The following is a 17,137-nucleotide window of genomic DNA, read 5'->3' on the forward strand; positions in this document are numbered from 1 at the left end:
TATATCATATTTAGATGTGAAAAAAGAAGCACCGTAATTGCTTGAGTGGGGGTTTTCCTCCCATCACTAAAGTGACGGGTATCCAGCCCATAATATATCAATGAATTAATGTAAGGGCGCCGAACGGTTAATTAACTGTCCGGCGCCCTTATTTAGTTGCTAAATAATTATGGAGACGAGAAGTCCCAGTGATAAATAGGGTAAGAAGGGAAGACGCTGATGGCGCCATAACTTAGGAGAAGTGAAGGCGAGGCCGCACCCGATTAGGACCGTTTGCCAGTAACAGCGCCAACCGCACAGGACCAAAACTAAGACTAACCACTCGACATCACCTTGCCCGATCCCGTGGCTGAAGAGGGCGACCAGCAGTAATAAGCAGGTCACCAGCAGGTAGGCCCAGAGGTTGGTGAAGGAGAAGGGGACAAGCACGATCATAGGTAAGGGGATGAGGCCGATTAGGGTTAGTGGGTTGATCCAGCAGGCGTACCAGTCAGTGGTGGCCATGGTTAAAAGACTGCTTAAGACGACCAGGCAGGCGAGCCACTCTATTAAATCGCTAGGGGAATATAGGGTCAGCCAGGTTCCGCAGATAAGTTCACACCCGCTGGACCAGGGATCGATTCGCTGCCGGCACCAGTGGCAGCGGCCGCCTTGGATGGTAAAGCCAACCAAGGGAACTAACTGCCACCAGGCGAGGGGATGCTTGCAGTGGTCGCATAGGGAACGCGTGGTTAGGGGGCCTATTTGCAAGAGGTGGCGCTGAGTCATCGTGATGATAAAGGAAGCCAGGCAGGCGCCGATGATAAAGGTGATGAAGTGTTCCATGATAATACCTCCTGCCCATTAAGTACGTTAAAACCACGGGTTGTCACGAAATTACCCGGAGTTCTCGTTGACTTTGTGGAAATAGCATGGTACCTTAATAAAGGTGCTTTTTGAAGCAACGGATTAGTCTGTCGTTGGGCAGACGGCATGCGCAGCGATAGCACAAAAATGAATAGCATCCGGCACTTTTTTTTATTCCTAAAAAAGAACCGCCTGGATGTGTGGACTTAAATTAAGGAAGGGGAACAATTATGCCTACCATTAACCAATTGGTTCGTAAGGGCCGCAAGAGCCACAAGGGTAAGTCAAAGTCACCTGCCCTGGGCTTTGTATACAACAGTTTTAAGAAGGAAGAAATCAAGAACCCGTCACCGCAAAAGCGTGGGGTTGCCACCCGTGTTGGGACGATGACGCCAAAGAAGCCTAACTCCGCCCTGCGGAAGTACGCTCGTGTGCGTTTATCCAACTTGATCGAAGTGACGGCTTACATTCCGGGGATTGGCCACAACCTTCAGGAACACTCCGTTGTCCTGATCCGTGGTGGTCGTGTTAAGGACCTTCCTGGGGTTCGTTACCACATCATCCGTGGGACGCTTGATACCGCCGGTGTTGATGGCCGGATGCAAAGCCGTTCCAAGTACGGTGCTAAGAAGCCGAAGAAGTAATCTTTTAATAGGAGGAATTAAGCAATGCCACGTAAGGGACATGTAGCAAAGCCGGAAGTTTTACCGGATCCAATTTACAACTCAAAGCTGGTTACCAGCCTGATCAACCACTTGATGCTTGACGGTAAGCGCGGGACCGCTTCTAAGATCCTCTACCAAGCCCTTGACCAAATCAAGGAACAAACTGGTAACGACCCGATCGAAGTGTTTGAACAAGCAATGGAAAACATCAAGCCGGCCCTTGAAGTTAAGGCACGCCGGATTGGTGGTTCTAACTACCAAGTGCCGATCGAAGTTCGTCCAGACCGTCAACGGACGCTGGCACTTCGTTGGCTCGTGCAATACGCACGTCTTCGTGGGGAACACACGATGGTAGAACGTCTTTCTGGCGAAATCATCGATGCTTCCAACAACACTGGTGCTTCCATCAAGAAGAAGGAAGACACCTTGCGGATGGCCGAAGCTAACCGGGCCTTCGCACACTACCGCTGGTAAGTTAGCGGTTTGAAACTAGTCTTTAAACTAGTTACAATATATGAGGGGTGACGGCGGAAACTCCACTCGTCACCCCTTTTTCTAAAAACAATAACACACGCACGGAAGGAGAACACTTTTAAGATGGCTAACAAGCGTGAATACCCTCTTGAAAAGACCCGTAACATTGGGATCATGGCTCACATCGATGCTGGTAAGACGACCGCCACTGAACGGATTTTGTACTACACCGGTAAGATTCACAAGATTGGTGAAACTCACGATGGTGCTTCACAAATGGACTGGATGGAAGAAGAAAAGGAACGTGGGATCACGATCACTTCTGCCGCTACCACGGCCGTTTGGAAGGACACTCGGATTAACATCATCGATACCCCAGGTCACGTTGACTTCACTGTCGAAGTTGAACGGGCCCTCCGGGTTCTTGACGGTGCCGTAACGGTTCTTGATGCCCAAGCCGGTGTTGAACCACAAACCGAAACCGTTTGGCGTCAAGCCGACGACTTCAATGTTCCGCGGCTGGTCTTTGCTAATAAGATGGATAAGATGGGGGCTGACTTCGACTACTCCGTTAAGACCATCGAGGAACGCCTGAACGTTACTCCGCTTCCAATCCAAATGCCAATTGGTGCCGAAGACGAATTCGCTGGTGTTATCGACCTCGTTAAGATGGTTGCTTACATCTACGACGAAGACAAGCTCGGCAAGAACTGGGACACTGTTGAAATCCCAGCCGACATGAAGGACGAAGCTGAAAGCCGTCACGATGCAATGATCGAAACGTTGGCTGACGTAAACGACGACATCATGGAAAAGTACCTTGAAGGTGCTGAAATTTCCGTTGATGAAATCAAGGCTGCCATCCGTCAAGCAACTCTGAACCAAGAACTCTTCCCTGTATTGGCTGGTTCTGCCTACAAGGATAAGGGGATCCAAATGATGCTTGACGCTGTCTTGGACTACCTGCCGTCTCCAGTTGATGTAAAGCCATTCGTTGCTCACGACGAAGAAGGTAACGCCATTGAACTGACTGCCGGCGATGACAAGCCATTCGCCGCTTTGGCCTTCAAGATTGCCACTGACCCATTCGTTGGTCGTTTGACTTTCCTGCGGGTTTACACTGGTTCCCTTCAATCCGGTTCTTACGTTTTGAACGCCACGAAGGGCAAGCGTGAACGGATTGGTCGTCTGCTTCAAATGCACTCCAACCAACAAAACGAAATCCCAGAAGTCTTCTCTGGTGATATCGCCGCTGCTATCGGTCTGAAGAACACCACCACTGGTGACTCCTTGACCGACCCAGACCACCCACTGCAACTTGAATCCATGGACTTCCCAGAACCAGTTATCCAGGTTTCTGTTGAACCAAAGTCCAAGGCTGACCAAGACAAGATGGACAAGGGTCTGCAAAAGCTGGCTGAAGAAGACCCAACCTTCAAGGCTGAAACGAACCCAGAAACTGGTGAAACGCTGATCGCCGGGATGGGTGAACTTCACTTGGACATCATCGTTGAACGTCTTCGCCGTGAATTTAACGCTGAAGTAACGGTTGGTAAGCCACAAGTTTCCTACCGTGAAGCCCTCACGAAGCAAGTTTCTGCTCAAGGGAAGTTTGTTCGTCAGTCTGGTGGTAAGGGTCAATACGGGGACGTATGGATCGAATTTACGCCGCTGGAAGAAGGGGCTGGCTTCGAATTCGAAGACGCCATTGTCGGTGGGGTTGTTCCGCGTGAATACATCCCAGCCGTTGAACAAGGTCTGAAGGAAGCAATGGAAAATGGTGTTCTTGCCGGTTACCCATTGGTTGACCTTCACGCTAAGCTTTACGATGGTTCTTACCACGAAGTCGACTCCTCTGAAGCTGCCTTCAAGGTTGCCGCTTCCTTAGCATTACGTAACGCCGCTCCTAAGGGTGGTGCCGTAATCCTTGAACCAATCATGAAGGTTGACATCGTTGCCCCAGAAGACAACCTGGGTGATGTTATGGGTCACGTTACCGCTCGTCGTGGTTCGATCGACGGGATGGAAGAACGTGGGAACGCTCAATTGGTTCACTCTTACGTTCCGCTGTCCGAAATGTTTGGTTACGCAACGACCCTTCGTTCCGCAACCCAAGGACGTGGTACCTTCACGATGACCTTCGACCACTACTCTGCTGTGCCGAAGTCCATCCAGGAAGAAATCATTGAAAAGAACGGTGGCAAGTAATTAACTTGAATCACTAATTAAACAGGTGCCGATTTCCGGCACCTGTTTTTTTTTAATAAATAAATGGGTGGCGAAACCACTTTCTTGAAAATAATCCCATAAAATCCTTGCTACACCAGGCTTTTTCCTGTATTATAGAAAAGTGCTTGAGTAAATGAGGGGTAAAGTATCGCCCCCGTAAGGATCTCAGCATTAAGGCGATGAAGTGGAAGGTTGCGACACACCCGGCCGCTTTGCCACAGGATGTGGCGGTAATTTCCATGGAGCTAGTCATATTTCAAATTTGACGAAGGAGGGAACACAATGGCAAACCAAAAGATTCGTATTCGTTTAAAGGCTTACGAACACCGCGTTTTGGATGAATCAGCAGACAAGATTGTTGAAAGTGCAAAGCGGACTGGTGCTCAAGTAGCAGGCCCGATTCCGTTACCTACTGAACGGACTCTTTACACGGTGATTCGTTCACCGCACAAGTTCAAGAAGTCTCGGGAACAATTCGAAATGCGCACGCACAAGCGTCTGATCGACATCATCGACCCAACCCCTAAGACGGTTGATTCTTTGATGAAGCTCGATCTGCCAAGTGGTGTTGACATCGAAATCAAGCTTTAATTAAAAACTTAAAAACAAATAAAAAAATCAAATTAAATTGGAGGTGTACTCATGACCAAAGGAATCTTAGGTAAGAAGGTTGGGATGACTCAAGTCTTCACTGACAACGGTGAATTGGTTCCAGTTACTGTTATCGACGTAACGCCAAACGTTGTTATGCAAGTTAAGACCCTTGAAAATGACGGTTACAACGCCGTTCAACTTGGGTTCGAAGACAAGCGCGAAGTCTTGAGCAACAAGCCTGAACAAGGTCATGCAGCAAAGGCTAACACGACTCCTAAGCGCTTCATCGGTGAAATCCGCGACGCTGAATTAGGAGACGACATTAAGGTTGGGGATAAGGTAGCAGCCGATATTTTCGCAGAAGGCGAAACGGTTGACGTTACTGGTATCACCAAGGGTCATGGTTACCAAGGTAACATCCACAAGGATGGTCAACGTCGGGGCCCAATGGCTCACGGTTCTCGTTACCACCGTCGCCCAGGTTCACTTGGTGCCATCATCAACCACGTGTTCAAGGGTAAGAAGTTGCCAGGTCGGATGGGTAACAACACCCGGACCATGCAACACCTACGGATCGTCAAGGTCGACACCGAAAACAACGTACTCTTAATCAAGGGGAACGTTCCTGGTGCTAACAAGTCCTTTGTTACGATCAAGAACTCCGTTAAGGCTAACACCAAGAAGAGCCTTAGCAAGCAATCCAACAAGTAAGAAAGGAGGAAGTAATCAATGACTAGTGTTGCATTATTCAAGCAAGACGGTAGTCAAAACGGCACCGTTGAACTGAACGACAGCATCTTCGCTGTTGAAGCAAACGAATCCGCTGAATTCGATGCTATTCTTCGTCAACGCGCTTCTATGCGTCAAGGTACTCACGCCGTTAAGAACCGTTCTGCTGTTCGCGGTGGTGGGAAAAAGCCGTGGCGTCAAAAGGGGACTGGTCGTGCCCGTCAAGGTTCCATTCGCGCACCTCAATTCCGTGGCGGTGGGATCGTCTTTGGCCCAACCCCTCGTTCCTACAACTACGCATTACCACGTAAGGTTCGTCAATTGGCCATCAAGTCAGCCCTTTCCCAAAAGGTTGCTAACGACAAGTTCGTTGTTGTTGATGGGTTAAACTTTGACGCACCGAAGACGAAGGAATTCGCTGGTGTAATGAACAACCTTAAGGTTAACGAAAAGGTCTTGATTGTCGTTACTGACGAAGATAAGAATGCACAATTATCAGCACGCAACCTGCCTAAGGCAACTGTTGTGACTCCTGCTGGTGTGAACATCTTGAACGTCGTTGACGCACAAAAGATCATCATTACCCAGTCAGCTCTTTCTCAAGTAGAGGAGGTGCTCGCATAATGGAAGCACGCGACATTATTTTACGTCCAGTTATTACGGAAGCCTCCACGGCTGCCATGGACAACAAGCGTTACACGTTCGACGTTGATTTACGAGCAACTAAGACGCAAGTCAAGAACGCCGTTGAAGAAATCTTCGACGTTAAGGTTGTTAAGGTTAACATCATGAACGTTAAGGGAAAGCAAAAGCGCCAAGGCCGCTACGTCGGCTACACGAAGCGTCGTCGCAAGGCGATCGTTCAGCTTTCTGCTGATTCCAAGGAAATCAAGTTATTCGGCGACGATAACGAATAAATCTAGCGGATAGGAGGAAAACACAGTGGGAATTCGCAAATACAAGGGCACCACTAACGGACGCCGTAATATGAACGGTTACGACTTCGCGGAAATCACGAAGACGACGCCGGAAAAGTCATTACTGGCTCCGCTCAAGCACACTGCTGGTCGTAACAATGCCGGTAAGATGACCGTTCGTCACCGTGGTGGTGGTACGAAGCGTCAATACCGGATTATCGACTTCAAGCGAATCAAGGATGATGTTCCAGCAACTGTTAAGGCCATTGAATACGACCCGAACCGTACTGCTAACATTGCATTGCTTGGTTACGCTGACGGGACTAAGTCTTACATCCTTGCACCAAAGGGTCTTAAGGTTGGGATGACTGTTCAATCCGGTCCCGATGCTGACATCAAGGTTGGTAACACGCTGCCGCTGAAGAACATTCCAGTTGGTACTGTTATCCACAACATCGAACTTAAGCCGGGTAAGGGTGGTCAATTGACTCGTTCTGCCGGTACTTCTGCTCAACTTCTTGGTAAGGAAGAAAAGTACGTCTTGGTACGTCTCTCTTCCGGTGAAGTTCGGATGATCCTGGCTGCTTGCCGGGCAACGATTGGTTCGATCGGTAACGATGAACACGGTCTGCTTGTTAAGGGTAAGGCTGGTCGTTCCCGTTACGCAGGTCAACGTCCTCACGTTCGTGGTTCTGTTATGAACCCTAACGATCACCCACATGGTGGTGGTGAAGGTAAGGCTCCAGTTGGTTTACCATCTCCACTCTCCCCATGGGGTAAGAAGACTGTTGGTAAGAAGACTCGTTCACACAAGGCTCGTTCCAACAAGTTCATTGTTCGTGGGCGTAAGCGTGGTCCACACACGCGTTAATCACTCATAAATCGTCAAATACCCGAGAGGAGGTACAAAAATGGGTCGTAGTTTAAAGAAGGGACCTTTTGCAGATGCTTCTTTATTAAAGAAGGTTGAAGCTCAAGCAGATAGCGACAAGAAGACCGTCATTAAGACCTGGTCACGTCGGTCCACGATCTTCCCGAGCTTTATCGGATACACGTTCGCAGTATATGATGGTCGTAAGCACGTGCCAGTTTACGTACAAGAAGACATGGTTGGTCACAAGCTTGGTGAATTCGTACCAACGCGGACTTTCCGCGGTCATGCTGCCGATGACAAGAAGACTGGTCGTAAGTAAAGGAGGGAATTGATTAATGGCTGAAAACGTTACTTCAGCTAAGGCAACTGCTAAGATGGTCCGTGTATCATCTCGCAAGGTGCGCCTGGTGCTTGACACCATCCGTAACAAGTCCGTTGCCGAAGCATTTGCTATTCTGAAGTTCACTCCAAACGGAGCAGCTTCAGACGTCGAAAAAGTTTTGAAATCTGCTGTTGCAAACGCTGAAAACAACTTTGACCTGGACCAAGCATCCTTGGTTGTAAGCGAAGCCTTTGCTAACGAAGGACCAACCTTAAAGCGGTTCCGTCCACGCGCCAAGGGTTCTGCTTCTCCAATTAACAAGCGGACCAGTCACATCACAGTGGTTGTTGCAGAAAAGTAGGAGGAATGAATAGTGGGTCAAAAGATTAATCCTAATGGTTTCCGTGTTGGGGTCATTCGCGACTGGACTGCTAAGTGGTACGCAGACAAGAACTACGCCGCTTACCTGAACGAAGACCTTCGGATCCGTAAATACATCGAAAAGCGACTTGCTGACGCCTCTGTATCAACCGTGGAAATTGAACGTGCTGCTAACCGCGTCAACGTTTCAATTCACACTGCCAAGCCAGGGATGGTTATTGGTAAGGGTGGTTCAGAAGTTGAAGCACTTCGTAAGGAACTCAACAAGCTGACCAACAAGCGGGTACACATCAACGTGGTTGAAATTAAGAAGCCAGACCTTGATGCACACCTGGTTGGGGAAAGCGTTGCTGAACAACTTGAAAACCGGATTGCATTCCGTCGTGCGATGCGTGGTGCCATGCAACGTGCTATGCGTGCCGGTGCCAAGGGGATCAAGATTCAAGTTGCCGGCCGTCTGAACGGTGCCGACATGTCTCGGATCGAATCCTACTCTGATGGGACTGTTCCTCTGCACACGCTTCGCGCTGATATCGACTACTCCTGGGATGAAGCACACACCACTTACGGGGTACTTGGGATCAAGACCTGGATCTACCGTGGTGAAATTCTCCCAGCTAAGAAGAATAACGCAGCTAAGGGAGGGAACTAAAACATGCTAGTACCAAAGCGAGTAAAGCACCGTAAGATTCAACGCGGTAAGATGCGTGGGGAAGCTAAGGGTGGCAAGACCGTTACTTTTGGTGAATACGGTCTGCAAGCTCTCGATTCCCACTGGATTTCTAACCGTCAGATCGAAGCCGCTCGTATTGCCATGACGCGTTACATGAAGCGTGGTGGTAAGGTTTGGATCAAGATCTTCCCACACCTTTCTTACACTAGTAAGGGTGTTGGTACCCGGATGGGTAACGGGAAGGGTGCTCCTGAAGGTTGGGTAGCCCCTGTTAAGCGCATGAAGGTTATGTTCGAAGTTGCTGGGGTTCCTGAAGAAGTTGCCCGTGAAGCTCTTCGTCTTGCCGGTAACAAGTTGCCAGTTCGCACTAAGATCGTTAAGCGTGAGGAAGTAGGTGGACAATCTAATGAAGACTAAAGATTACGTACAAGAACTGAATGGATTAACCACTGAGCAATTGCTAAACCGTGAGAAGGAATTGAAGGAACAATTGTTTAACTTACGTTTCCAATTAGCAACCGGCCAGTTGGAAAACACTGCAAGCCTTAAGACTGTTCGCAAGAACATTGCACGGGTTAAGACGGTTCTTCGCCAACAAGAATTAAACAACTAGAATACGAAAAGGAGGATTACGCATGAGTGACGAACGTAATGCACGTAAGGTGTACCAAGGTCGCGTTGTTTCTGACAAGATGGACAAGACGATCACGGTCGTAATTGACACCTACAAGAGTGCACCGATCTACGGTAAGCGGGTTAAGTACTCCAAGAAGTACTACGCTCACGACGCTAACAACGAAGCCCACGTTGGTGATACTGTTCAAATCATGGAAACGCGGCCGCTGTCTGCTAAGAAGCGTTTCCGGCTTGTTAAGGTCGTAGAAAAGGCTGTTATCTTATAATACAAACCTTAAATTCGTATTCTAATTCTTATTTATAGACGGAAGGAGGACACTAACCGTGATTCAACAAGAAAGTCGGTTGAAGGTCGCAGATAACTCTGGTGCCCGCGAAATCCTGGTCATCAAGATTTTGGGTGGTTCCCGTGTTAAGACCGGTAATATTGGTGACATTATTGTTGCTACTGTAAAACAAGCAACACCAGGTGGCGTTGTCAAAAAGGGTGACGTGGTAAAGGCCGTTGTCGTACGGACTAAGCATGGCCTTCACCGTAAGGATGGCTCCTACATCAAGTTCGATGAAAACGCAGCTGTTTTGATCAACAACGACAAGAGCCCAAAGGGTACTCGTATTTTTGGCCCAATCGCTCGTGAGTTACGTGACGATGACTACATGAAGATCATCTCACTGGCCCCAGAAGTTCTGTAAAGATTACCAAAAATAAGGAGGTGCACTACCACATGTTTTTAAAGACAGGTGACAAAGTTCGCGTCATCACCGGTAAGGACAAGGGTCAAGAAGGTACGATCAAGAAGACCTTCGCCAAGGAAAACCGGGTGATCGTTGAAGGTGTTAACATGATCAAGAAACACCAAAAGCCAAGTAACATGAGCCCTAACGGCGGGATCATTGACACTGAAGCGCCAATCAATGCTTCAAACGTGATGCTGCTTGACCCATCAACCAACGAACCAACTCGTGTTGGTTTTGCAGTCGTTGATGGCAAGAAGGTTCGGGTTGCCAAGAAGTCTGGCAAGCAAATCGACTAATCATTAGCGAAAGGAGGAACAATCTTCTTATGGAAAACCGTTTAAAAGCTAAGTACGAAAACGAAGTTCGCCCATCCCTGATTGAAAAGTTTGACTACTCTTCAGTTATGGCCGCTCCCAAGATCGAAAAGATCGTCTTGAACATGGGGGTTGGGGACGCAACGCAAAACTCCAAGAACCTTGACGAAGCCGTTGAAGAACTTGGGCTTATCTCCGGTCAAAAGCCACTGATCACCAAGGCAAAGAAGTCCATCGCCGGCTTCCGTCTTCGTGAAGGGATGGCCATCGGTGCCAAGGTTACCCTTCGTGGCACGCGGATGTACGACTTCTTGGATAAGTTAGTTAACGTTTCCTTGCCACGGGTTCGTGACTTCCGTGGGGTTTCCAACAAGGCCTTCGATGGTCGTGGTAACTACACGTTGGGTGTTCGGGAACAACTGATCTTCCCAGAAATCGATTACGATAACGTTAACCGTGTCCGTGGTTTGGACATCGTTATTGTTACGACTGCTAACACCGACGAAGAAGCTCACGAATTGCTGGCCCAATTAGGGATGCCATTTGCTAAGTAATTAGGAGGTTACAAAATTGGCTAAAAAATCAATGATCGCTAAGTGCGAACGTCCGGCCAAGTTCTCAACGCAAGAATACACGCGTTGCGAACGTTGTGGCCGCCCACACTCCGTTTACCGTAAGTTCCACCTCTGCCGGATTTGCTTACGTGACCTTGCCCACAAGGGACAGATTCCTGGTATGAAGAAGGCTAGTTGGTAAACAAATCACCGACAAAAGGAGGAAAAACATCGATGTCTATGAGTGATCCAATCGCAGATTTCTTAACTCGGATCCGTAACGCCAACATGGCACACCACGATTCAGTTGAAGCACCTGCATCCAAGATGAAGAAGGACATCGCCGAAATCTTGAAGCAAGAAGGTTTCATCCGCGATGTTGAATACGTTGAAGACAACAAGCAAGGCATCATCCGCGTATTCTTGAAGTACGGCCAAAACGGCGAACGCGTTATTTCTGGTTTAAAGCGGATTTCCAAGCCAGGTCTTCGCTCCTACGTTAAGGCTGACGCTGTGCCGAAGGTCTTAAACGGTTTAGGGATTGCCATCATTTCTACGTCTAACGGCGTGGTTACTGACAAGGTTGCCCGTGCTAAGAAGGTCGGCGGCGAAGTCGTTGCCTACATCTGGTAATAAATAAACTAACAAAGGAGGTGTACGCATGAGTCGTATTGGTTACAAGGAAATTGACTTGCCAGCAGGCGTTGAAATTTCTCAAGAAGGTAACGTTGTTACTGTTAAGGGCCCAAAGGGAACCCTTTCTCGTGAAATCTCCCCACTGATCACGATGTCTGTTGAAGACAATGTTGTGAAGTTTAACCGTTCTCGTGAAGATAACAAGGTTCGTGCCCTTCACGGGACTACCCGTGCCAACGTTAACAACATGGTTGAAGGGGTCGTAAATGGTTTCAAGAAGACCTTGAAGCTCGTCGGGGTTGGTTACCGTGCCCAATTCAAGGGTGACAAGCTGATCTTGACGGTTGGTTACTCCAACCCAGTTGAAATGGTAAAGCCTGCTGAACTTGAAATTGCCGTTCCAGACAACACTACCATTGAAATCAGCGGGACCGACAAGCAAAAGGTCGGGGACTTCGCTGCCGAAGTTCGTGCCGTTCGTTCACCTGAACCATACAAGGGTAAGGGTATTCGTTACGAAAACGAACACATCGTCCGCAAGGAAGGTAAGACTGGTAAGTAATCTCAGGTTACAACCAGCAAGCTAAACTAAATTAATCTAAATAATAAGAGGTGACAGTTGTGATTTCTAAACCAGATAAGAACAAGATCCGTCAACGTCGTCACATGCGCGTTCGCGGTAAGATCTCTGGTACTGCAGAGCGCCCACGTTTAAGTGTTTACCGTTCTAACAAAAACATTTACGCTCAATTAATTGATGACGTAAAGGGTGTGACGCTCGCAAGTGCCTCAACCCAAGATACTGAAGTAAGTGGTAAGACTAAGACCGAACAAGCTGCCGGTGTTGGTGCCCTGATCGCTAAGCGTGGGGTTGAAAAGAACGTTACCACTGTTGTGTTTGACCGTGGGGGTTACCTTTACCATGGTCGGGTACAAGCTTTAGCAGAAGCCGCTCGTGAAAACGGGCTTCAATTCTAAGGAAAAGGAGGAATTACCCGTAATGGCATCATCATCATACATTGATCCAGCTAAGTTGGATCTTGACGATCAAGTTGTTTCCATCAACCGGATTACCAAGGTTGTTAAGGGTGGTCGTCGTCTCCGCTTTGCAGCCCTCGTGGTTGTCGGTGACCACAACGGCCACGTCGGCTTCGGTACTGGGAAGGCCCAAGAAGTTCCGGAAGCAATCCGCAAGGCTTCTGCCGCTGCCCAAAAGAACCTGATCAAGGTCCCAACTGTTGGGACGACCATTCCGCACGAAGTTATCGGTACTTACGGCGGTGGTAAGATCATGTTGAAGCCAGCCGTTGAAGGTTCTGGAGTTACTGCCGGTGGTGCGGTTCGTAACGTAATGGAACTTGCCGGGGTTAACGACGTTACCTCGAAGCGGTTAGGTTCTAACACGCCGATCAACGTTGTTCGTGCCACTTTCGAAGGTCTGAAGGCCCTGAAGAGTGCCGAAGAAGTTTCCAAGCTGCGCGGCGTATCCGTTGACCACCTGGCAGAATAGGAGGACACTAAACATGGCTAAAGTTAAAGTTACTTTAATCCGCAGTGTTGCCCACCGTCAGCCGACTCAACGCCGGACCGTTAAGGCTCTGGGGCTGGGTAAGCTTCATAGCTCCGTTATCCTCCCAGATAACGCGGCTACCCGTGGTGCAATCTTCAAGGTTGCGCACTTACTTTCCATCGAGGAAGTTAAGTAAAAAACAAAATCAAATAAGGAGGTGCCAACAAATGCAATTAAACGAATTAAAGCCTGTTGCAGGCTCACGTTTCAAGCGGCTTCGTAAGGGTCGTGGCCTTTCTTCCGGTCACGGTTTTACTTCCGGTCGTGGGACCAAGGGTCAAAAGGCTCACGGTAAGACTCGTCTTGGGTTTGAAGGGGGCCAAATGCCTCTCTACCGGCAAAAGCCAAAGCGTGGTTTTACTAGCATGAACCACAAGGACTACGCACTCGTTTCCTTGACGATGCTTAACCAATTCGAAGACGGCGCTGAAGTTACGCCAGAAGTTCTGGTTGCCAACGGCGTAATCAAGAATGTTAAGAGTGGTGTTAAGGTTTTGGCAACTGGGAAGCTTGAAAAGAAGCTGACCATCAAGGCTAATAAATTCTCTGCTTCAGCTGTTAAGGCAATTGAAGCTGCCGGTGGTACGACTGAGGTGATCTAAATGTTCACAACCGTCAAAAACGCGTTCCGGGTCAAAGAAATTCGACACCGGATCTTCTTTACCCTGTTCGTGTTGATTGTTTACCGGTTGGGAGCTTCGATCACCGTTCCGGGAGTTAACGCTGCAGCCCTGCAGCAACTCTCGTCATCGGGATTAGCATCTATTCTTAATACCTTTAGTGGTGGGGGTTTGGAAAATTACTCCCTCTTTGCGATGGGGGTTTCGCCGTACATCACGGCCCAAATTGTTGTTCAGCTGCTTCAAATGGACATTGTTCCGAAGTTTGTTGAATGGTCAAAACAGGGTGAAGTTGGACGGCGGAAGTTAAACCAAGCAACCAGGTGGTTAACGATTGTTCTGGGCTTTGTCCAGTCAATCGGGATCACCGCCGGGTTCAACGCCCTCTCCACCATTAAACTGGTGAATAATCCGGGGGTGAAGACCTACCTCATGATTGGTCTCATCTTGACTGCTGGAACAATGTTTGCGACCTGGATGGGGGACATGATTACAGAGCGGGGACTTGGGAACGGGGTTTCCATGTTAATCTTCGCCGGAATCATTGCCCAAATGCCAAGCGCAATCCAACAGTTGTGGACGGATCAAATCACTGGCGAATCCGGGAGTGCCCTTTGGATAGGCATCGGGTTCATTGCGCTGGTTGTGGTAGCGCTGTTGATCATCGTTTCCTTTGTAACGTGGGTTCAACAGGCTGAACGGCGCCTGCCGATTCAGTACACCCGGCGGACGACCGTTTCGCCGGCTAACAGCTACCTTCCATTAAAGATCAATGTTTCTGGGGTGATCCCCGTCATCTTTGCCGGCTCCTTTATTTCGACGCCGCAAACGATCTTAATGGCCTTCCAGCAAAATCATTCCGGGGATACTTGGTACCAAGTCATGACCAGTATCTTTAACCTTCAATCGGGCCCCGGAATAACCCTGTATATCTTCTTGATCGTTGTGTTTACCTTCTTTTATGCCTTCGTTCAGGTTAACCCGGAAAAATTAGCCGAAAACTTGCAAAAGCAAGGCTCCTATATTTCGGGGGTATGGCCGGGGAAGGGGACGCAAGACTTTGTCTCGGGTCTCTTGATGCGGCTATCGACCGTTGGGTCCCTCTTCTTGGGACTGATTTCCCTGATTCCACTGATTGCATCCAATGTTTGGAACCTTAGTCAGTCAATTGGACTCGGGGGGACGAGTTTATTGATCGTCGTCCAAATTGCTTTGGACGTCGTCCGGCAACTAAACGGGTTGACGATGAAGCGTGAATACATTGGTTTTATCCATGAAAAGTAGCCATAAGGAGGCACAACAATGAGCACAATGAACCTTGTGTTAATGGGGTTGCCGGGTGCCGGTAAGGGTACTCAGGCCCAGTTAATCGTTAAAGACTTTGATATCCCGCACATTTCAACGGGGGATATCTTCCGGGCTGCCATCAAGAACCAAACACCGATGGGTGTTGAAGCAAAGAAGTTCATTGACAAGGGTGAACTGGTTCCTGATGAGGTTACCAACGGAATCGTTCAAGAGCGGCTTGCTCAAAACGATACCAAGGATGGATTTATGTTGGACGGGTTCCCTCGGAACCTCGTCCAAGCTGATGCGCTAAACGCGATGCTTGTGGACAGTGATCGCCAACTGGATGCGGTGATTAATATTCACGTTCGTCCAGAAGTTTTAGTTGAACGACTGAGTGGTCGGTTTATCTGCCGGAATTGTGGGGCTACGTACCACCGTCTCTACAACCCGACGAAGGTTGAAGGCACCTGTGATGTTTGCGGGGGCCATGACTTCTACCAGCGGGACGACGATAAACCGGAAACTGTCAAGAACCGGTTAGACGTCAACATTAAACTGAATACGCCACTGATTGACTTCTACAAGAAGCAAGGTGTCTTATACACTATCGATGGCGAACAAGATATCGATAAGGTTTACCAAGCCGTTAAGGAAGTTCTGACGAACCTGTAAGCGAGGTTAATCTTGCGTATGCACCATCACTGTGGTAAAATACACAAGGTTTATCTAGTTTTCGTGGGAGACAGCAGTCTTCCACCCTTTTTACGTAAGTAAATAGTAATATTAAATCCAAACGGCAAGGAGGAACCATTCAGTGGCAAAAGCCGATGTTATCGAAGTCGAGGGTAAGGTTACTGAAACCTTACCGAACGCAATGTTTAAAGTTGAATTGGAAAATGGGGTTGAGATTCTCGCCCACGTTTCCGGTAAGATCCGGATGCACTACATCAAGATCTTGCCTGGGGATCGGGTTCGAGTTGAAATGTCTCCATATGATCTGACCAAGGGCCGGATTACTTTCCGCTTCAAATAAGACTTAGTCTAAAGATCTTTTAGGAGGATTATTTACAATGAAAGTACGACCATCAGTAAAACGAATGTGCGATAACTGCAAGATTGTTAAGCGCCGTGGCCGGGTTATGGTTATCTGCACTAACCCTAAGCACAAGCAACGCCAAGGCAAGTAATTTAGAATAGGACGGAGGTGTCAAAATGGCTCGTATCGCAGGTGTCGATTTACCTCGTGACAAGCGAATCGTAATCGGCTTAACTTACATTTTTGGGATTGGTAACACGACTGCACAAAAGATCCTGGCTAACGCCGGTGTTTCCGAAGACATTCGGGTTCGCGACTTAACGCCGGAACAAGAAGAAAAGATCCGTGCAGAAGTTGACCAAATCAAGGTTGAAGGTGACCTTCGCCGTGAAGTATCCCTCAACATCAAGCGTCTTCAAGAAATCGGCTCTTACCGTGGCATGCGTCACCGTCGTGGGTTACCAGTTCGTGGTCAACACACGAAGAACAACGCCCGGACTCGTAAGGGTAAGGCTGTTGCCATTGCCGGCAAGAAGAAGTAATTATTATTTAGAAAAGGAGGTTAGTTAATCTATGGCAACCAAAAAGGGTACGCGTAAGCGTCGTGTAAAGAAGAACATTGAGACTGGTGTTGCCCACATCCACTCAACGTTCAACAACACTCTAATTATGATTACCGATGTTCAAGGGAACGCAGTTGCTTGGTCTTCTGCTGGTGTCCTCGGCTTCAAGGGTAGTCGTAAGTCCACGCCATTTGCTGCACAGATGGCTTCTGAAGCCGCTGCTAAGCAAGCAATGGAACATGGTATGAAGACGGTAGAAGTAGAAGTTAAGGGTCCAGGTTCTGGTCGTGAATCTGCTATCCGGGCACTTCAAGCTACTGGTCTTGAAGTTACGGCCATCCGGGACGTAACTCCAGTACCACACAACGGTTCTCGTCCTCCAAAGCGTCGTCGTGTTTAATGTGCATCTGCGGCGATGTTTTAATCGGCCAGGTGCCTTTTACAGAATATGATTCACGTTTTGAAAGGGGTAACAG

31 protein-coding genes are annotated in these 17,137 nt (G+C 48.5%); 30 read left to right on the forward strand and 1 reads right to left on the reverse strand.

Features of this window, described 5'->3' with window-relative positions:
* Positions 1-159 precede the first annotated feature (159 nt).
* On the reverse strand, positions 160-825 hold the full coding sequence (locus tag AOQ57_RS03045) for a prepilin peptidase (RefSeq protein WP_157686476.1): 666 nt from the start codon (positions 823-825) through the stop codon (positions 160-162).
* A gap of 251 nt (positions 826-1,076) precedes the next feature.
* On the opposite strand from AOQ57_RS03045, the gene rpsL reads away from it, so the two are divergent.
* The 30 genes from rpsL (at position 1,077) to rpsK (ending at position 17,061) form a co-directional block, all read left to right on the forward strand.
* Positions 1,077-1,490 carry a 30S ribosomal protein S12 gene (gene rpsL, locus AOQ57_RS03050; protein WP_003681563.1) on the forward strand — a complete coding sequence of 138 codons (414 nt, stop codon included), beginning with the start codon at positions 1,077-1,079 and terminating at the stop codon, positions 1,488-1,490.
* 24 nt (positions 1,491-1,514) lie between these two features.
* Positions 1,515-1,985, forward strand: a complete 471-nt coding sequence (gene rpsG / locus AOQ57_RS03055; protein WP_004562958.1) for a 30S ribosomal protein S7 — start codon at positions 1,515-1,517, stop codon at positions 1,983-1,985.
* 123 nt (positions 1,986-2,108) lie between these two features.
* Positions 2,109-4,193 carry an elongation factor G gene (gene fusA, locus AOQ57_RS03060; protein WP_093625107.1) on the forward strand — a complete coding sequence of 695 codons (2,085 nt, stop codon included), beginning with the start codon at positions 2,109-2,111 and terminating at the stop codon, positions 4,191-4,193.
* A gap of 303 nt (positions 4,194-4,496) precedes the next feature.
* Positions 4,497-4,805, forward strand: a complete 309-nt coding sequence (rpsJ, locus tag AOQ57_RS03065; protein ID WP_093625109.1) for a 30S ribosomal protein S10 — start codon at positions 4,497-4,499, stop codon at positions 4,803-4,805.
* Between the two features lie 51 nt (positions 4,806-4,856).
* Entirely contained in the window at positions 4,857-5,519 is a 663-nt protein-coding gene (rplC, locus tag AOQ57_RS03070) for a 50S ribosomal protein L3 (RefSeq protein WP_093625111.1), read from the forward strand.
* Between the two features lie 18 nt (positions 5,520-5,537).
* Entirely contained in the window at positions 5,538-6,161 is a 624-nt protein-coding gene (gene rplD, locus AOQ57_RS03075) for a 50S ribosomal protein L4 (protein WP_093625113.1), read from the forward strand.
* On the forward strand, positions 6,161-6,454 hold the full coding sequence (gene rplW / locus AOQ57_RS03080) for a 50S ribosomal protein L23 (protein WP_093625115.1): 294 nt from the start codon (positions 6,161-6,163) through the stop codon (positions 6,452-6,454). Before rplD ends, rplW begins: the two co-directional genes overlap by 1 nt.
* A 25-nt stretch (positions 6,455-6,479) precedes the next feature.
* Positions 6,480-7,325: a 50S ribosomal protein L2 gene (rplB, locus tag AOQ57_RS03085; RefSeq protein ID WP_004562960.1), complete on the forward strand. Its 846-nt coding sequence runs from the start codon at positions 6,480-6,482 to the stop codon at positions 7,323-7,325.
* A 40-nt stretch (positions 7,326-7,365) separates the two neighbouring features.
* Positions 7,366-7,647 carry a 30S ribosomal protein S19 gene (gene rpsS, locus AOQ57_RS03090; protein ID WP_003681578.1) on the forward strand — a complete coding sequence of 94 codons (282 nt, stop codon included), beginning with the start codon at positions 7,366-7,368 and terminating at the stop codon, positions 7,645-7,647.
* Positions 7,648-7,663: 16 nt separating this feature from the next.
* Positions 7,664-8,011 (forward strand): 50S ribosomal protein L22, encoded by a 348-nt coding sequence (gene rplV, locus AOQ57_RS03095; RefSeq protein ID WP_003681579.1) that lies wholly within the window; start codon positions 7,664-7,666, stop codon positions 8,009-8,011.
* Between the two features lie 12 nt (positions 8,012-8,023).
* Complete coding sequence (gene rpsC / locus AOQ57_RS03100) at positions 8,024-8,683, forward strand: 30S ribosomal protein S3 (RefSeq protein ID WP_093625117.1); 660 nt, start codon at positions 8,024-8,026, stop codon at positions 8,681-8,683.
* A 3-nt stretch (positions 8,684-8,686) separates the two neighbouring features.
* Positions 8,687-9,121: a 50S ribosomal protein L16 gene (gene rplP, locus AOQ57_RS03105; RefSeq protein ID WP_093625119.1), complete on the forward strand. Its 435-nt coding sequence runs from the start codon at positions 8,687-8,689 to the stop codon at positions 9,119-9,121.
* The gene (rpmC, locus tag AOQ57_RS03110) at positions 9,111-9,317 is read left to right on the forward strand and encodes a 50S ribosomal protein L29 (protein ID WP_003681586.1); all 207 of its coding nucleotides are present in this window, start codon (positions 9,111-9,113) and stop codon (positions 9,315-9,317) included. The genes rplP and rpmC overlap by 11 nt, the downstream gene beginning before the upstream one ends.
* 22 nt (positions 9,318-9,339) lie before the next feature.
* Positions 9,340-9,606, forward strand: a complete 267-nt coding sequence (gene rpsQ / locus AOQ57_RS03115; RefSeq protein WP_003681588.1) for a 30S ribosomal protein S17 — start codon at positions 9,340-9,342, stop codon at positions 9,604-9,606.
* Between the two features lie 58 nt (positions 9,607-9,664).
* Positions 9,665-10,033, forward strand: a complete 369-nt coding sequence (gene rplN / locus AOQ57_RS03120; RefSeq protein WP_003681590.1) for a 50S ribosomal protein L14 — start codon at positions 9,665-9,667, stop codon at positions 10,031-10,033.
* 32 nt (positions 10,034-10,065) lie between these two features.
* A complete protein-coding gene (gene rplX / locus AOQ57_RS03125) occupies positions 10,066-10,374 on the forward strand; it encodes a 50S ribosomal protein L24 (protein ID WP_093625122.1) in 309 nt (102 codons plus the stop codon).
* A gap of 29 nt (positions 10,375-10,403) precedes the next feature.
* Positions 10,404-10,946, forward strand: coding sequence for a 50S ribosomal protein L5 (gene rplE, locus AOQ57_RS03130; protein ID WP_093625124.1), 543 nt, complete (start codon positions 10,404-10,406; stop codon positions 10,944-10,946).
* Positions 10,947-10,962: 16 nt separating this feature from the next.
* The gene (locus AOQ57_RS03135) at positions 10,963-11,148 is read left to right on the forward strand and encodes a type Z 30S ribosomal protein S14 (protein ID WP_093625126.1); all 186 of its coding nucleotides are present in this window, start codon (positions 10,963-10,965) and stop codon (positions 11,146-11,148) included.
* A gap of 32 nt (positions 11,149-11,180) precedes the next feature.
* Positions 11,181-11,579 carry a 30S ribosomal protein S8 gene (gene rpsH, locus AOQ57_RS03140; protein ID WP_093625128.1) on the forward strand — a complete coding sequence of 133 codons (399 nt, stop codon included), beginning with the start codon at positions 11,181-11,183 and terminating at the stop codon, positions 11,577-11,579.
* Positions 11,580-11,607: 28 nt separating this feature from the next.
* Positions 11,608-12,144 carry a 50S ribosomal protein L6 gene (rplF, locus tag AOQ57_RS03145; RefSeq protein WP_093625131.1) on the forward strand — a complete coding sequence of 179 codons (537 nt, stop codon included), beginning with the start codon at positions 11,608-11,610 and terminating at the stop codon, positions 12,142-12,144.
* 50 nt (positions 12,145-12,194) lie between these two features.
* On the forward strand, positions 12,195-12,560 hold the full coding sequence (gene rplR, locus AOQ57_RS03150; protein ID WP_012391593.1) for a 50S ribosomal protein L18: 366 nt from the start codon (positions 12,195-12,197) through the stop codon (positions 12,558-12,560).
* Positions 12,561-12,582: 22 nt separating this feature from the next.
* Entirely contained in the window at positions 12,583-13,092 is a 510-nt protein-coding gene (gene rpsE / locus AOQ57_RS03155; RefSeq protein ID WP_057194482.1) for a 30S ribosomal protein S5, read from the forward strand.
* Positions 13,093-13,105: 13 nt separating this feature from the next.
* Positions 13,106-13,288, forward strand: coding sequence for a 50S ribosomal protein L30 (gene rpmD / locus AOQ57_RS03160; protein ID WP_093625133.1), 183 nt, complete (start codon positions 13,106-13,108; stop codon positions 13,286-13,288).
* 31 nt (positions 13,289-13,319) lie between these two features.
* A complete protein-coding gene (rplO, locus tag AOQ57_RS03165) occupies positions 13,320-13,754 on the forward strand; it encodes a 50S ribosomal protein L15 (RefSeq protein WP_093625135.1) in 435 nt (144 codons plus the stop codon).
* Positions 13,755-15,056 (forward strand): preprotein translocase subunit SecY, encoded by a 1,302-nt coding sequence (gene secY, locus AOQ57_RS03170; protein WP_093625137.1) that lies wholly within the window; start codon positions 13,755-13,757, stop codon positions 15,054-15,056.
* Positions 15,057-15,083: 27 nt separating this feature from the next.
* Positions 15,084-15,734, forward strand: a complete 651-nt coding sequence (locus tag AOQ57_RS03175) for an adenylate kinase (RefSeq protein WP_305848689.1) — start codon at positions 15,084-15,086, stop codon at positions 15,732-15,734.
* 142 nt (positions 15,735-15,876) lie between these two features.
* On the forward strand, positions 15,877-16,095 hold the full coding sequence (infA, locus tag AOQ57_RS03180; protein ID WP_003681606.1) for a translation initiation factor IF-1: 219 nt from the start codon (positions 15,877-15,879) through the stop codon (positions 16,093-16,095).
* A gap of 37 nt (positions 16,096-16,132) precedes the next feature.
* Positions 16,133-16,249, forward strand: a complete 117-nt coding sequence (rpmJ, locus tag AOQ57_RS03185; protein ID WP_093625141.1) for a 50S ribosomal protein L36 — start codon at positions 16,133-16,135, stop codon at positions 16,247-16,249.
* Between the two features lie 25 nt (positions 16,250-16,274).
* Entirely contained in the window at positions 16,275-16,640 is a 366-nt protein-coding gene (rpsM, locus tag AOQ57_RS03190) for a 30S ribosomal protein S13 (protein WP_093625143.1), read from the forward strand.
* A 31-nt stretch (positions 16,641-16,671) separates the two neighbouring features.
* Positions 16,672-17,061 carry a 30S ribosomal protein S11 gene (gene rpsK / locus AOQ57_RS03195; protein WP_057727546.1) on the forward strand — a complete coding sequence of 130 codons (390 nt, stop codon included), beginning with the start codon at positions 16,672-16,674 and terminating at the stop codon, positions 17,059-17,061.
* The last annotated feature ends 76 nt before the right edge of the window (positions 17,062-17,137 follow it).

It is taken from the genome of Limosilactobacillus gorillae (assembly GCF_001293735.1).
GTDB classification, from domain to species: domain Bacteria; phylum Bacillota; class Bacilli; order Lactobacillales; family Lactobacillaceae; genus Limosilactobacillus; species Limosilactobacillus gorillae.

Bases quoted from the DNA above. Each gene is read 5' to 3' on its own strand.
- rplE (WP_093625124.1), top strand. From the start codon at position 10,404: ATGGAAAACCGTTTAAAAGCTAAGTACGAAAACGAAGTTCGCCCATCC.
- secY (WP_093625137.1), top strand. From the start codon at position 13,755: ATGTTCACAACCGTCAAAAACGCGTTCCGGGTCAAAGAAATTCGACAC.
- rpsQ (WP_003681588.1), top strand. From the start codon at position 9,340: ATGAGTGACGAACGTAATGCACGTAAGGTGTACCAAGGTCGCGTTGTT.
- rpsE (WP_057194482.1), top strand. From the start codon at position 12,583: ATGGCATCATCATCATACATTGATCCAGCTAAGTTGGATCTTGACGAT.
- rpsH (WP_093625128.1), top strand. From the start codon at position 11,181: ATGTCTATGAGTGATCCAATCGCAGATTTCTTAACTCGGATCCGTAAC.
- rplX (WP_093625122.1), top strand. From the start codon at position 10,066: ATGTTTTTAAAGACAGGTGACAAAGTTCGCGTCATCACCGGTAAGGAC.
- rplD (WP_093625113.1), top strand. From the start codon at position 5,538: ATGACTAGTGTTGCATTATTCAAGCAAGACGGTAGTCAAAACGGCACC.
- rplO (WP_093625135.1), top strand. From the start codon at position 13,320: ATGCAATTAAACGAATTAAAGCCTGTTGCAGGCTCACGTTTCAAGCGG.
- rpmJ (WP_093625141.1), top strand. From the start codon at position 16,133: ATGAAAGTACGACCATCAGTAAAACGAATGTGCGATAACTGCAAGATT.
- rpsJ (WP_093625109.1), top strand. From the start codon at position 4,497: ATGGCAAACCAAAAGATTCGTATTCGTTTAAAGGCTTACGAACACCGC.
- rpsG (WP_004562958.1), top strand. From the start codon at position 1,515: ATGCCACGTAAGGGACATGTAGCAAAGCCGGAAGTTTTACCGGATCCA.
- rplV (WP_003681579.1), top strand. From the start codon at position 7,664: ATGGCTGAAAACGTTACTTCAGCTAAGGCAACTGCTAAGATGGTCCGT.
- rpmD (WP_093625133.1), top strand. From the start codon at position 13,106: ATGGCTAAAGTTAAAGTTACTTTAATCCGCAGTGTTGCCCACCGTCAG.
- rpsL (WP_003681563.1), top strand. From the start codon at position 1,077: ATGCCTACCATTAACCAATTGGTTCGTAAGGGCCGCAAGAGCCACAAG.
- AOQ57_RS03175 (WP_305848689.1), top strand. From the start codon at position 15,084: ATGAACCTTGTGTTAATGGGGTTGCCGGGTGCCGGTAAGGGTACTCAG.
- rpsK (WP_057727546.1), top strand. From the start codon at position 16,672: ATGGCAACCAAAAAGGGTACGCGTAAGCGTCGTGTAAAGAAGAACATT.
- AOQ57_RS03045 (WP_157686476.1), bottom strand. From the start codon at position 825: ATGGAACACTTCATCACCTTTATCATCGGCGCCTGCCTGGCTTCCTTT.
- rplP (WP_093625119.1), top strand. From the start codon at position 8,687: ATGCTAGTACCAAAGCGAGTAAAGCACCGTAAGATTCAACGCGGTAAG.
- rpsS (WP_003681578.1), top strand. From the start codon at position 7,366: ATGGGTCGTAGTTTAAAGAAGGGACCTTTTGCAGATGCTTCTTTATTA.
- rplW (WP_093625115.1), top strand. From the start codon at position 6,161: ATGGAAGCACGCGACATTATTTTACGTCCAGTTATTACGGAAGCCTCC.
- rpsM (WP_093625143.1), top strand. From the start codon at position 16,275: ATGGCTCGTATCGCAGGTGTCGATTTACCTCGTGACAAGCGAATCGTA.
- rpmC (WP_003681586.1), top strand. From the start codon at position 9,111: ATGAAGACTAAAGATTACGTACAAGAACTGAATGGATTAACCACTGAG.
- fusA (WP_093625107.1), top strand. From the start codon at position 2,109: ATGGCTAACAAGCGTGAATACCCTCTTGAAAAGACCCGTAACATTGGG.
- rplF (WP_093625131.1), top strand. From the start codon at position 11,608: ATGAGTCGTATTGGTTACAAGGAAATTGACTTGCCAGCAGGCGTTGAA.
- rplC (WP_093625111.1), top strand. From the start codon at position 4,857: ATGACCAAAGGAATCTTAGGTAAGAAGGTTGGGATGACTCAAGTCTTC.